Genomic DNA, 11,952 nt, shown 5'->3' with positions numbered 1-11,952 from the left:
GGCATCGCCACTCGCTACGACAAGACACCCGGCAGCTACCTCGCCGGCCTCCACCTCCGCGGCGCAATGATCTGGATCAAGGACCTCACCAAAACTGCTCCTTGATCACGACCAAATACGCTCCCTAAGGGCTGTCCCGTAACCGCTGCTCACGGTGAGACGATCTTGCGGTGGCTAGTGTGATCACGGCGTCGGAGTCGTCCTGGATAGGTCCGTTCACGGGGCTCGGCTCGCGCCAGTTCCGCAAGCTGGTGACCGTACTGCGGCGCAAGGAAGCTGGCACGGTCCGCCGGGGGCGGCCATGGGGCCTGCCCTTGGAGGACCGGCTGCTATTGGTCGCGGCTTACTGGCGCACGAACTTGACGATGCGCCAACTCGCCCCATTGTTCGGCGTATCCAAGTCGGCTGCAGACCGCATCATCAACCATCTCGGTCCCCTGCTCGCTCTCCAGCCTCGACAGCGTTTCGCGAAGGACGCCGTGCTCATCGTGGATGGCACCCTGGTGCCCACCCGCGACCACACGGTCGCCGAGCAGTCGAAGAACTACCGGTACTCCACCAACCACCAGGTTGTCATCGACGCCGACAGCCGCCTGGTCGTCGTCATCGGCCGCCCTCTGCCGGGCAAGCGCAATGACTGCAAGGCGTGGGCAGAATCCGGCGCGAGGGCCGCCGTCGGACAGACCACAACGATCGCCGACGGCGGCTACCCCGGCACCGGACTCCTCGTGCCCCACCGGCGCCGCAAGGGCGAAGAACTGCCCGACTGGAAGCAGGCGCACAACAAGTCCCAGAAGCAAGTCCGCGCCCGCGTCGAGCACGTCTTCGCCCGCATGAAGACCTGGAAGATCCTGCGTGACTGCCGTCTCAAAGGCGACGGCGTCCACCACGCCATCCTCGGCATCGCCCGGCTGCACAACCTTGCTCTCGCGGGATAACTCCCGCCGCATACGAGACCGAAGGGGTCTGTGGGAGACGGCTCCCTACCTCGCCGAGTCGGAGGATCCTCAGGCGAGACAGAACTCGTTGCCCTCAACGTCCTGCATCACGATGCAGGACTCGTTCTCGCCATCGGCGCGCATCGTTCGCACATGTACCGCGCCAAGCGCGACCAGCCGTCCGCATTCGGCTTCAAGCGTGGCCAGCCGCTCCTCACCCACGAGCCCGATACCGGCCCGCACGTCAAGATGAAGCCGGTTCTTGACGACCTTCCCTTCGGGAACGCGCTGGAAGAGCACGCGCGGGCCCACACCCGAGGGATCACTGCACGCGAAGTAGATCACCTGATCCTCCGGCGGTAGTGAGCGATGGTAGTCCTCCCAAGTGGCGAACCCCGTCGGGACCGGAGGTACGACGTACCCCAGCACCTCGCACCAAAAGCCGGCGAGACGCGCAGGATCCGCGCAGTCGAAGGTCACTTGGAACTGCTTGATCGTTGACATCGGCGCACGATAGCAGGGGCCCTGCTCACCTCCCCGGGCGGGTGGGTCGAACGTTGCCGGGACTACGGCCCTTGCCATCCGCTGCTGTGTCGTGCGGTCGCAGGGGTGAACCGAGGGCGATGCCTCCCAAAGAGATGGGACCCAGGATCCAATCCCGGCCAACCACTCTCGTGCCAAAGATCAGTTACGGGACAACCCTTAGGCACCTCACGGTTCAGGCGGCCTGGTCGAGGCCGGCGGCGGTCAGCTCCTGCTCGCGAAGCGGGGTGAAGTCGACGTCGAGCTTCGGGTCGTACGCCTCGGGCTGGATGCCGAGCTCGTGAGTGCTGTACTCGCCGAACCGGTTGACGTGCTCGGTCAGGTACGGCGAGATGTGCGCCAGGTCCTCCGGGTCGATTTCCCAGCCCTCCTCCAGCAGCTGACGGACGATCTCCGCGATGTCCAGGGCATTGTGGAAGATCACTGCGTTCGTGAGCAGCACGTTGAACTTCATCGCCTTCTCCTGCTCGATCGGGTCGTTGTCCGCGATGACGCCGCGATTGCCGAAGCCGATCCACTGGGAGAACCGGTTGAACGACTCCACCTTGTTCGTCGCCGCGGTCACCCGTCGGCGAAGCGGCGCATCCGACAGATACCGAAGGAGCTGCACGGTGCGGATCACGCGGCCGACCTCGCGAAAGGCGGCGTAGGTGGCGTTCTTCCGGGACCCGGAGCGCAGGCGCTTGAGCAGCGTGGAGGAGGAGATGGCGCCCTCGCCTACGGAGACGGCCACGCGCATCAGGTGGCGGAACTGGGTCTCGATCAGGTCGAAGTCGATGACGTTCTTGCCAGGCTCGCCGAACAGGGCGTCGATGTGGACGTACTCGGTCTGCTTGGAGGGCCGGTAGAAGGTCAGTTCCTTCCAGTTCCTGATCCTGGGCGTCAGGTCGAAACCCAGCAGGTGGGCGAGCGCGAAGACAGGGAAGCTCTGGCCCTGCGTATCGGCGTGCACCGTGGTCGGCTGCACCTCGCTCGTGTTCTTGAGCAGGCCCTCGATGATGTAGACGGCCTCCCACACGCCGCACGGGATGAAGTGCGTGAACAGCGCGATGTAGGTGTCCGAGACGTGGTGGTAGGCGATGCCGCCCGGCTTGCCGTAGCGGACGCTCGTCTCGGAGAGCAGGTTGTCGAGGTAGGTGTCCATGTGGGTGCCGTCCGCCGCCACCGCGGTTCCGTCGCCCCATGCCTGGGAGATGTCCAGGTGGGCGTGCGCGTTGACCAGATCGGAGACCGCCTCGTTCAGCAGCATGATCGAGAAGTGCTTGTTGGCGACGTACGACAGCTCGTGCCCGCTCACGCTGGGGATGTGCCGGGCGGCTTCGTAGGGGCCCATGTTGGTGCCCTTGACGAACGTGACGATCACGTAGCGGCCCAAGGGGTCCGTGAGCTTGGGCTCGTTGCCCGACGGCGGGCCGAAGCGGCGCCACCACTCCACCCAGTACGCGGTCCGGGCCACGATCCCCATCAGGGAACGCTCCGGCATCCTCGCCTTGATCTCCTGCTCCAGCCGCTTCGCCGAGGGCCGCTGACCGTCAGCCCGGAACGCCTTCAGCGACGGGATGCCCGTCTCCGGATCGATGACCAGGCCCTCGTTCTCCGGGTACCCGGCGTCAGCCGCCGCGGCAGCGCCTCGCAGCTTGTCCTCCAGCTGCCGGCGGAAGGACTTCGCGTCGAACTCTGCGCTCTCGCCCGCCTCGCACAGGCCGACCTCCACCAGGTAGGACCCCTACGTCTCCTGAACGACCTCCCAGTCAAGCAGTTGCTCGGACCAGTCGGCGTACTCCTCCGAGCCGACCACCGCGACGTCGCCCGTACGCAGCCCCTCCGCCAGCGCGGTGAAGACCATCGCCTCGAAGTGCTTGCGGACGAACTGTCCGGTCCGGGTCTTGTCGACCACAGCCTTACGCCAGTTCTGAGTGGCGAAGGAGATGTCGACCTCATCGCCCTCCTCGTTGAAGGCGGTGATGTACTCGCCGCGGGCCGCCTGGTGACGCTGGGCGTGCCCGAGAGCGTCCAACACCCGGCTGTCCTCGCTGGTCGCGGTGAACTCCAGGGTCTCGGCAGCAGCCAGGTCGAACATCACCGCCCGGTCCCGGCCGATCTGCCCGTACAGCAGCACTTCCCAGAAGTTGCCGTGGTGGGCGGAGACCTTTTCGATCTGCTCGTACTGCTTGGCGAACCCGCCGAAACCCTCCACCGCCCGGGTGACCGCGCCGAACCCGCCGGCCTGCACCATCTGCGCCTTCACCAGGGCGAGGACGGCCGGGGAGACTCGGCCCTCCAGCCGCTTCGCGACCTCGTCCACCGACGCCTCCTCGTCCAGGCCCTCCAGCGCCTGACGGGCCTCGGCGGTCATGGCCGCGGCCTTCTCCAGCGCCTCCTGGGCCGGGCCGCCCTCGTCGATGTGCTTGAGCACCGTGCGGTAGTTCCCGATCAGGGCCTCGACGATCTCCCGCTCGGCGAGCCGGATCTCCTCCAGCTCCGCCTTGGCCTTCTTGATCTTCGTGGCCACGCGCTTGCAGAACATCGTCGCGAGGTCGTCCCGTACCCGCATCCTCGCCTTGTGCGTCAGGGCTGCGACCAGCGCGATGCGTTTGACGGGGGCGAAGTCCCGCAGCTCCGAGGCATCCGCCGCGTCCGCTTCCCCGGCGAAGTCGGTGATCTTCCCTGCGGCGACTCCATCCATCCACACATCGGTGTCGCCGAGACCGTCCAGCCATTCCAGGCGCTTGGTCAGGTTCTTGAAATGCGACCAGGTCGGGCCTTTGGCGGGCTTCTTCAGGCGGTTGAACAGCGTCGTCCCGTCGCTGTCGCGCTCCTCCAGCAGCCGCATGAGCCCCGCCCGCTGAGCAGCGCTCATGCGGTCGTGGATGCCTGCGCGGATCGAGGCGTTCACCTCAGTGCGGATCTTCGAGGCCATCTTGTCAAAGGTGGAGAACCCCGGCAGCTCCAGCCCGGCCTCCACCACCTTCTCCAGCGCGATGTTGATCAGATCCGCCGGACGGTTCTTCGCCTCCGCCTCCTTGCGAATCGACTGCTCGACGATCCCCCTGGCCTTGGCCTGGTCGTACGTCACGCCGACCCGCTTGCGGACCAGGCCACGGTGATGCTTGGCCGTCCTCTCCGCCCGGTACACCGGCAGCGTGCCCTCCGGCAGCTCCACCGCCCGCCGTACGAAGTCCACCACCATCTCCGGGACGTCCTCCAGCGCCGGGAAACACCCCATACGCCGGTACGACTTCAACGTCAGGAGCAGGGCCAGCAGGTGCTCATCGGAGTCGGTAGCGTCGGCCGCCCACTCCAGCTCCTCGCGAGTCGGCGAGAAGAACAAATGCAGCTCGTGCGCGGTGATCAGCCGCTTGAACCGCGGATACGCGGTCCGCTCGATCGATGTCACAACCCACCCCAGGACCCGGACGACGCTCAACATCACCACCAACGACACTGCGCTGAACGGGTGACGGGCCGGGCGCTCAGGACTTCAAGATCATCCCGTTGCCCCTTTGACGCGTATCTCGGTCACACCCCTGCGAGCCGGCCGGGCTTGAGCCGGCCTTCCGGCGAAGGGCTTCCTACGGACGCGCGTGGCATCGGCGGCTCGGGGACGGGCACTTGGGGACAGGCGGATGCTGGGCGAAGGGGCAGCGGGAACCGCGTGGGCTGGTGCGCCCGTGCCGGACAGCCCTCCGGGCAACGCCCGGCCCGGCCCGGCCCGGCGCGATGCCGGGCCGACCGACCTGGTGGGCGCAGCCGCCCGGCCTCGGTGGCGGCAGAGGTCGACGATCCGGGACGGGCCCGACCGGTGGCCGTGGGTCTCCGGTCGGGCCGGCGCGGGTGGTCAGTTGACGTAGCGCGGGTGTCAGTTGACGTAGACCGCGGGGCCGCCGGGCTGGGTGGTGTCGGTGACGGGGCCGTAGGTGGCGGAGAAGTAGCCGTCGGCGGGGCAGAGGGACGAGCCGTCGCTCTTGGCGAAGTGCTCGTTGCTGAAGGCCATGCTGTGGGCGGCGTTGTCCGCGTTGCCGGTGAACGAGCCGCTGAGCTGGTAGGTGCAGGTGATGGTGCCGAACCAGGTGTCGAGCACGGCGGTGGCCTGGATCGGCCCGGCGGTTCCGCCGGTGAGGGTGACCGGGAGGCCGGGGCCGTCGTCGACGGCGACGCCGAAGGGGATGTTGCCGACCGTCAGGCTGCGGACCGCGGTGACACCGGTGACGTTGCTGGTGCACGAGTCGAAGGTCAGCCCGGTCAGGGACTCGGTCGCCGTGCCGGGCGCCGCCGGGTTGCTCAGCACCGTGGCCGAGAGCTGGGAGGCCGCGCAGGTGACGCCGGTCGTGCTGGTCGCGGTCGAGTAGAACGTGGCGCTCGTGTTCGCGGCGAGCGGTGCGGCGAGCGCGTCGCCCTCCGCGACGGCGGTGCCGCCCGCGCTGTCTGCGGTCAGCACCGCGGTGGCGGCGAGGCCCCGCGCAGCGGACGCGGGAACCGCGCCCAGCGCGAGTGCGGCGACGGTGGCGGTGGCTATGGCGTTGACGGTGACGACGAAGTGACGGCGAAGGCGCATGGGAAAGCCTCTTCCTCGGTGAGGGGGATCGAGAAGACGAACTTTCGTTGCTCCCGGGCAGCGGGGGATCCGGGCGGCTGATTACGTTCTAGAACCGTGTTCATGCACCGTCAAGACGATGGGCGGAACTTGCTGACTTTTCGTCAACAAGAGTGCAGGAGCGTGGTCCCGGAGGCGGAACGCGGCCGGCGAGCCGGTCAGTCGCAGGCGGCCGTCCCGGGTCGACCGAGGAGCCGATCAGTAAGCGGGACGCCGAGCCGGAAGGCATCGATAAGGGGAGGACGGTATGGCCCGGGCCGCAGGGCGCCGCCATCGCTCAGGGCCGCCTCCAGGGCCGGGCCGCCGGTGAACTTCGCGGTACCGGGCACGATCTCCCAGTCACATTCGGCTTGCCGAATAGCAGGATGCCGCCATACTATGCGGATAGGCGAATAGTCGCAGTTCTGGAGGCGTACCGCCGTGACCGATTCCCTTCTCGCCGCCACAGCCACCTCGCCGGCCGACAGCGGCTGCTCCCACACCGACACCGTGGCCCGGTTCTTCCGCGCCCTGTCCGACCCCACCCGGCTCAGGCTGCTGGAGTTCATCCTGCGCGGCGAGCGGACCTCCGCCGAGTGCGTCGAACACGCCGGGATCTCGCAGCCACGGGTGTCCGTCCACCTGTCCTGCCTGGTGGACTGCGGCTACGTGACCGCCCGGCGCGACGGCAAGAAGCTGCGCTACTCCGTCGGCGACCCGCGGATCGTGGACCTGCTCGTGCTCGCCCGCGCCCTGGCCGCCGACAACGCCACCGCCCTCGACTGCTGCCCCCGCATCCCACCCCGCGGCTGACAACCGACTGACACCAGGGAAGGCCGCCATGCCCACTCCCTCCCGCCGCTCCCCCGACGGCCCCGGCTCCGGCGCCGTCGGCGCCGGGATCGGCCTCGTCCTCCTGATGGTCCTGTGCTGCGCCGGCCCCGCGTTGATCGCCAGTGGCGCCCTCGCGGGGATCGGCGCCTGGCTCGGCAGCCCGTGGGTGATCGCCGCAGCCGTCCTGCCGGCCCTCGGCGCCGTGGCCCTGGCGGTCCGCCGGGCCCGCCACCGCGCGGCCTGCTGCCGGCCCACCAGCAACGACCCCGCCGACCGGGACGGCCTGCCGGATTCGGCCGAGACGAGTGATCACCATCCCGGGACTCACCGATGAACGTCGCGGGTCCGTTCAGGGGCCCGGGCCTGCGGAATCGGCCGACCCGGGACACCGCCGCCCACCGGGCGGGCGCCTGCCCCCTGCCCTCGGGCGACAGCGGTCAGGCGTCGCCGAGCAGCGAGAGGGAGGTCGGGGGCCGTGCGGGGCTGGCCGGAGTTGTACGGGCCGGCCGTGGCCGTTCAGGCCGAGGTCCCGGTCGAGCGTCTACGGCACATGATCTACGCCTACCCGACGATCACCTGGAATCGATCTGGCGGCTGAGTGCGTCGACCTCCGCGTAGCCGGGGATACCGGCGGGCAGCGGCTCGCCCTCCCGGACCGCGAGGGCCGTGGTGACCGTGGCGTTCAGGGCTGCGCGGAAGAGCAGGGAGCCGGTGCTGACCCGCCGCACGCCCAACTCCGCCAACCGGTCGAGTCCGAGGGCGGGCAGGTGCAGCACGTTGACCGGCACCGGAACGGCGGCGGTCACGGCGGCGATGTCCTCCTCCCTGACCAGGCCCGGCACGAAGATCCCGTCGGCGCCCGCGTCCACGTACCGTCGCGCGCGGTCCAGCGTCGCGGGCACCGAGGCGTCGACCCCCAGCCAGTAGGTGTCCGCGCGGGCGTTGAGGAACACTCCGGGCGCACGGAGCTTCACCGCGCGGATCAACGCCACCTGCGTCGCGGGGTCGGCCAGCCGGTCGCCACGCCCGTCCTCCAGGTTGATCCCGGCGACCCCGATGTCAGCCAGCTCGGATACCAGGTCACCTACTTCCCCCAGGTCGGCGCTGAAGCCCGCCTCGATGTCCACGGTGACCGGACACGGCAACCGGACCAGCCTCCTCGCCAGCGCGACGGTTTCGTCGCGGGCCAATCCCGCAGCGTCGGGCAGGCCGTTGGCCGCGGCCACACCGAGGCTGGTCGTGCCGACAGCGGCGAAGCCGGCAGCGGCCAGCGCCGCGGCCGACGCGAAGTCCCAGGCGTTGGGCAACAGCAAGGGCCGGTCCGCGTGATGCAATGCGTGGAAAACGGTGTTCAACGGGTCCTCGCTTCCACCAGGCCGGCCGCGAGCGCGAGCGCGTGCTCACGGCCGGGGCATGCGTGCGGGCCGATCCCGAAAGGCACTTCGGCGAGGCTGACCTCCACGAGCGTGCCGTCCGGCGCCACTCGGCGGGTCAGGGGCACCGGCGGATCGGTTCGACCGGCCACCATGTTCGCCACCAGGGCCTTCGTCGCGTCGCAGGCCTGAACGAGCAACCCGATCCGGTTGGCCGTGGCTTCGTCGGCGACACCGCCGCAGGCCTCGACCAGCCGAGCGACCGCCCGATCCGCGTCCTCGGTGATTGCGGTGTGAGGTTGGTAGGACTTCGCCACCACTGTCACATCGTCAGCGACGTTCGCAGGCAGGCCGAGCGCTTCGGCGAGGACCTCGACCGGCCCGTCCCCGCGCTCGGCCGCCCGCAGCCGAAGACCGTTCGGATCGACGGACGCCAGTTCGACGACCGCCAGGTCACGCCTTCGGCAGTGAACTGCACCGCTGCTGAAGCGAGCGACGGACGACCTCAGCCAGGCGACGCCGCCGGGTGGGGAGTCGGGCACCGGCGGGACGACGAACTCCGGGTCGGTCAGCACGGCATGGCTCATCAAGGGCATGGCGCCAGGCTAGTGTGCTGTGACCGGGTAGGTTCACCGGGTTGCCAAACGCGTTCGACACCCCTCGGGTGTGGAGACTTGCGCTTCCGGAGCAGAGGTGCGAAGACCCGGGCTCCCCCGCCTCTTCGACGCGACCATGTGACAGACTCGCGGCCGTGACCCCCGACCTGGTCCTCCTTCGGGCATTGATCGACGAATCGCCCGCGATCGCCACCCGACCCGGGTTCGGTGCGCCGGAGGCGTGGATCCGCTCGGCCGAGTCGGCCATGGGCCCGCTCGCGCCGTCGTACCGGTGGTGGCTGGCCGAGTACAACGCCGGCGAGCTCGAAGGCGTGCCGCTCGCAGCTCTCGCCCCGCCCGGCGGGCGCGGTACCGACGACCTCACCGCCGAGTGGCGCCTCGACGGCGACCGGCTCTGCTTCTACGCCGAACCAGGCGGCGACACCTACCACTTCGCGCTCGACCGCCCCGCGGAGCCGGGTACGGGCGAGGAGCACGCGGTGATCCGGCGCGATCGTCGCAGCGGCGCGGAGGAACCGGTGGCGGACTCGTTCGCGGGTTTCCTGACCGTACGCGTGGCGCGAGCCGCCGGGCTCGGCGACGGACCCACTCCCGCGCTGGCCCGGCTCTGGCGGTCGACGCCCGGTGTCCTCCTCCCCGACGGTGTGGCGGTCTACGGTCCGCAGGACATTCTCGAACGCAACGAGACCTACGAGGTGAGCGAGTACCAGCCGGACTGGGTGCTCATCGGCGACGACAGCGGCGGGCGCGGCCTGTTCATGCGCCGCGGGAGCAGTGACCGGGAATCCGTCTACAGTCTCGACCTCGGCGCAGGTGACAACGACATCGACAGCCCCGGCGTCGGCGAGTGGGTGACCGACGACCTCCTGGGCTGGTTGGCCGCCGGCACCGAGGAAGGGCGTTGACCGAGAAACTGCCTGGCCCCGCGTTGGCCTCCGGTGCGGCCGTGTGCGCATCTGTCAGCCGGCGGTGTTGGCCAGTCGCCGCATGATCGTCATGAGTTCGTCGGGCGGGGAGATGCTCATCGTCCGACTCTCGTGGTCGAAGACCGTGATCGATGTCAGGGTGCCGGCGCGCCACCAGAACACCCGGGGCGAGAGGCGTCCGGGGCCGTACTCGTAGGCGCCCGGCCCGAACTGGGCCAGGGCGTTGACGGCCTCGGCCACGTGCCTGTCGGTGAGCGGGTAGAACGCGCGGTTGTGCCAACGCCCAAGCGGGGACCGGCCGTTCGCACGTCGGCCGGGCCCCGCTTCGTGTGACGGTGAGACGGTGAGACGGTGAGTCGGTGAGACGGCGGGCTATTCCACCGTCACGCTCTTCGCCAGGTTGCGGGGCTTATGGTGGACTTGCGTTCGACAGAGCGAGAGTTGGGGCCCTTGAGAAGCTCACGCGAACGGCGCAACCTGCGGTGAACACGACGAAAGCGCCCCCCCCGGCGGCTGCTCCCGTCGTGGTCATGCGCAACAACGAGTACTCCATCCTCAAATCCTTCGCGGAGCTGGAGGAAACACCCGGCGTGCCGGGGCTCGACCTTCCCGGCATCGACGTCGCCTCCCTGGCCCGCGGCTTCGGCTGCCGCGCCGTCGACGTCGACACCACCAAGGACTTGGAACACGAGTTCACCCAGGCCCTCGCCGCCGACACCACAACGGTCATCGTGGTCTCCACGCAGCCCCAGAAGGCAGCACTCTGACTTAGAGCGTCCGCCAGTAGGGGGCCGGCAATTGGTGGCGGCTACTGCTCGGCGCCGGCCAGTTCGGCGTTGGCCCGGGCGGTGACGAGGGTCAGTACGCGGGCGGCAGCCGCCAGGTCCTCGGCGGGGATGTCGCGGTACAGGCGGGCGGCGATCTCGGCGCCGGCGGCGCGGATCTCCCCGCTCAGCGTCCGGCCCACATCCGTGAGCCGCAGGCGGGACTCCTCGGCGGGCAGGGACTCCAGCAGACCAGAGGCGGTCAGCTCGGCGATCGTCTCCAATGCCGCCGACTCGTCGATCTTCAGGCGCTCGATCATCTGGGTGACCAGCTGGTCGCGGTCGACGGCATCGCCGCTGCCCGCGACGGCGCCCAGCGCCAGCGACTGCTGAAACGTGGTGCCGCTGCGGGCCAACACGCGCTCCAGGACGGCACGCGAGGCGTAATGGGCCAGGCCGACGACCTGGCCGTTGATAGCGGGAGCGGCAGGGGCGGTGGTGGACATGACTACTCCTTGGACGAAGGGTCGAGTGGTACGTCGAGCAGGGCCGCCAGCTCGCGGGCGAACACCTTGGTGCGTGCGCCATCCAGGCCACCCGTGGGCGCCAGCAGTTGGTCCATCCGCTGCTGGACGATCTCGATCGCGCGTTGGGTGACCTCGCGGCCCTGGTCGGTGAGCGACAGCCGGACCGCCCGCGTGTCGGCGGGGTCAGGGGTGCGCGCGACGAGACCGGCGGCCTCCAGAGCGCGGGCCAGCTTCGAGACGTAGAGCGGTTCGAGGCCGGTGTGGTCTGCGAGTTGGCGTTGGCTGGGCTGCTGCCGGGCCTGCTGCATGTCGAGCAGTGAGGCCAACAGCGAGTACTGGGCGTGGGTGAGGCCCAGCGGGCCGATGGCCCGGTCGACCGCCACCCGCCACTTCATCGAGAGACGCCAGACCAGGAAGCCTGGCGTGGGGTTGGGATGTGCTCCGCTCATGGCAGATACAGTACATGGATATTAAGTATATGGCTACTATCGCGAGCGATCGGGAACGAGGCCGCGACGGAAGTGCCAGGGGTTCTCGCTTAGGGCGTCCGCCCGTAGGTCATCGGATTCGGGGGCTTCGAGGGCGGGTGTCCCAGCGGTAGAGGGTCCAGGCGCGTCGGATCAGGCAGCGGACGGTGATGATGACACTGGCCAGGGAGATGAAGAACTCGACAGGGGCTCTTCGTCGCTCAGTGCAGCGGCGGAGTTTGCCGAAGTTGTTCATCCAGGAGGTTGGGTCGGCCGCGCGGCGAGGTGCCTGACTGAGCAGGTCCTTTTCCGCGCGGCCTCCCGCCGAGTGAAGTAGGCCGCCGACGAGGTGCCCGTGGTTCGGGTCCTTTTCCGACGGCCCCTTCCCGA

At 69.2% G+C, this 11,952-nt stretch carries 14 protein-coding genes and 1 pseudogene; 5 read left to right on the top strand and 10 right to left on the bottom strand.

Features of this window, described 5'->3' with window-relative positions:
- Positions 1-170: 170 nt before the first annotated feature.
- The gene (locus tag KV557_RS40375) at positions 171-938 is read left to right on the top strand and encodes a transposase (RefSeq protein ID WP_218207039.1); all 768 of its coding nucleotides are present in this window, start codon (positions 171-173) and stop codon (positions 936-938) included.
- 69 nt (positions 939-1,007) lie between these two features.
- Here KV557_RS40375 and KV557_RS40370 read toward each other — a convergent pair whose 3' ends face one another.
- From KV557_RS40370 to KV557_RS40355, 4 genes are all read right to left on the bottom strand, one after another.
- On the bottom strand, positions 1,008-1,442 hold the full coding sequence (locus KV557_RS40370) for a VOC family protein (RefSeq protein ID WP_218207038.1): 435 nt from the start codon (positions 1,440-1,442) through the stop codon (positions 1,008-1,010).
- A 214-nt stretch (positions 1,443-1,656) separates the two neighbouring features.
- The gene (locus KV557_RS40365; protein WP_218207035.1) at positions 1,657-3,195 is read right to left on the bottom strand and encodes a Tn3 family transposase; all 1,539 of its coding nucleotides are present in this window, start codon (positions 3,193-3,195) and stop codon (positions 1,657-1,659) included.
- Between the two features lie 12 nt (positions 3,196-3,207).
- Positions 3,208-4,878, bottom strand: a complete 1,671-nt coding sequence (locus KV557_RS40360; protein ID WP_218207034.1) for a DUF4158 domain-containing protein — start codon at positions 4,876-4,878, stop codon at positions 3,208-3,210.
- Positions 4,879-5,340: 462 nt separating this feature from the next.
- Positions 5,341-6,036 carry a Tat pathway signal sequence domain protein gene (locus tag KV557_RS40355; RefSeq protein ID WP_218207033.1) on the bottom strand — a complete coding sequence of 232 codons (696 nt, stop codon included), beginning with the start codon at positions 6,034-6,036 and terminating at the stop codon, positions 5,341-5,343.
- 459 nt (positions 6,037-6,495) lie between these two features.
- On the opposite strand from KV557_RS40355, the gene KV557_RS40350 reads away from it, so the two are divergent.
- Both KV557_RS40350 and KV557_RS40345 read left to right on the top strand, forming a co-directional pair.
- Positions 6,496-6,867: an ArsR/SmtB family transcription factor gene (locus KV557_RS40350; protein ID WP_218207032.1), complete on the top strand. Its 372-nt coding sequence runs from the start codon at positions 6,496-6,498 to the stop codon at positions 6,865-6,867.
- Between the two features lie 28 nt (positions 6,868-6,895).
- Positions 6,896-7,222: a hypothetical protein gene (locus KV557_RS40345; protein WP_218207031.1), complete on the top strand. Its 327-nt coding sequence runs from the start codon at positions 6,896-6,898 to the stop codon at positions 7,220-7,222.
- A gap of 238 nt (positions 7,223-7,460) precedes the next feature.
- On the opposite strand, the gene KV557_RS40340 is transcribed toward KV557_RS40345, so the two are convergent.
- On the bottom strand, positions 7,461-8,201 hold the full coding sequence (locus tag KV557_RS40340) for an isocitrate lyase/PEP mutase family protein (protein WP_256178687.1): 741 nt from the start codon (positions 8,199-8,201) through the stop codon (positions 7,461-7,463).
- 38 nt (positions 8,202-8,239) lie between these two features.
- Entirely contained in the window at positions 8,240-8,857 is a 618-nt protein-coding gene (locus tag KV557_RS40335) for a hypothetical protein (RefSeq protein WP_218207029.1), read from the bottom strand.
- A 155-nt stretch (positions 8,858-9,012) separates the two neighbouring features.
- Between KV557_RS40335 and KV557_RS40330 the strand changes: the two genes are divergently transcribed.
- Positions 9,013-9,783, top strand: a complete 771-nt coding sequence (locus KV557_RS40330) for an SMI1/KNR4 family protein (RefSeq protein ID WP_218207028.1) — start codon at positions 9,013-9,015, stop codon at positions 9,781-9,783.
- A gap of 54 nt (positions 9,784-9,837) precedes the next feature.
- Here the strand turns inward: KV557_RS40330 and KV557_RS40325 are convergent, their stop codons facing one another.
- Entirely contained in the window at positions 9,838-10,044 is a 207-nt protein-coding gene (locus KV557_RS40325) for a hypothetical protein (RefSeq protein ID WP_218207027.1), read from the bottom strand.
- A 290-nt stretch (positions 10,045-10,334) separates the two neighbouring features.
- Here KV557_RS40325 and KV557_RS40320 point away from each other — a divergent pair, with 290 nt between their 5' ends.
- On the top strand, positions 10,335-10,571 hold the full coding sequence (locus KV557_RS40320) for a thiamine pyrophosphate-dependent enzyme (protein ID WP_256178686.1): 237 nt from the start codon (positions 10,335-10,337) through the stop codon (positions 10,569-10,571).
- A 41-nt stretch (positions 10,572-10,612) separates the two neighbouring features.
- On the opposite strand, the gene KV557_RS40315 is transcribed toward KV557_RS40320, so the two are convergent.
- From KV557_RS40315 to KV557_RS43835, 3 genes and pseudogenes are all read right to left on the bottom strand, one after another.
- A complete protein-coding gene (locus KV557_RS40315) occupies positions 10,613-11,074 on the bottom strand; it encodes a MarR family winged helix-turn-helix transcriptional regulator (protein ID WP_218207026.1) in 462 nt (153 codons plus the stop codon).
- A 2-nt stretch (positions 11,075-11,076) separates the two neighbouring features.
- Positions 11,077-11,544: a MarR family winged helix-turn-helix transcriptional regulator gene (locus KV557_RS40310; RefSeq protein WP_218207024.1), complete on the bottom strand. Its 468-nt coding sequence runs from the start codon at positions 11,542-11,544 to the stop codon at positions 11,077-11,079.
- 109 nt (positions 11,545-11,653) lie between these two features.
- A pseudogene (locus KV557_RS43835) lies at positions 11,654-11,952 on the bottom strand (hypothetical protein); the annotation flags it as partial.

The sequence above is a fragment of the Kitasatospora aureofaciens genome (assembly GCF_019192735.1).
Classification (GTDB): domain Bacteria; phylum Actinomycetota; class Actinomycetes; order Streptomycetales; family Streptomycetaceae; genus Kitasatospora; species Kitasatospora aureofaciens_A.
Note: the sequence above shows the minus strand (reverse complement) of the source record. Positions and strands in the feature narration are given on the sequence as shown.

Bases quoted from the DNA above. Each gene is read 5' to 3' on its own strand.
- KV557_RS40320 (WP_256178686.1), top strand. From the start codon at position 10,335: ATGCGCAACAACGAGTACTCCATCCTCAAATCCTTCGCGGAGCTGGAG.
- KV557_RS40310 (WP_218207024.1), bottom strand. From the start codon at position 11,544: ATGAGCGGAGCACATCCCAACCCCACGCCAGGCTTCCTGGTCTGGCGT.
- KV557_RS40315 (WP_218207026.1), bottom strand. From the start codon at position 11,074: ATGTCCACCACCGCCCCTGCCGCTCCCGCTATCAACGGCCAGGTCGTC.
- KV557_RS40345 (WP_218207031.1), top strand. From the start codon at position 6,896: ATGCCCACTCCCTCCCGCCGCTCCCCCGACGGCCCCGGCTCCGGCGCC.
- KV557_RS40335 (WP_218207029.1), bottom strand. From the start codon at position 8,857: ATGCCCTTGATGAGCCATGCCGTGCTGACCGACCCGGAGTTCGTCGTC.
- KV557_RS40370 (WP_218207038.1), bottom strand. From the start codon at position 1,442: ATGTCAACGATCAAGCAGTTCCAAGTGACCTTCGACTGCGCGGATCCT.
- KV557_RS40355 (WP_218207033.1), bottom strand. From the start codon at position 6,036: ATGCGCCTTCGCCGTCACTTCGTCGTCACCGTCAACGCCATAGCCACC.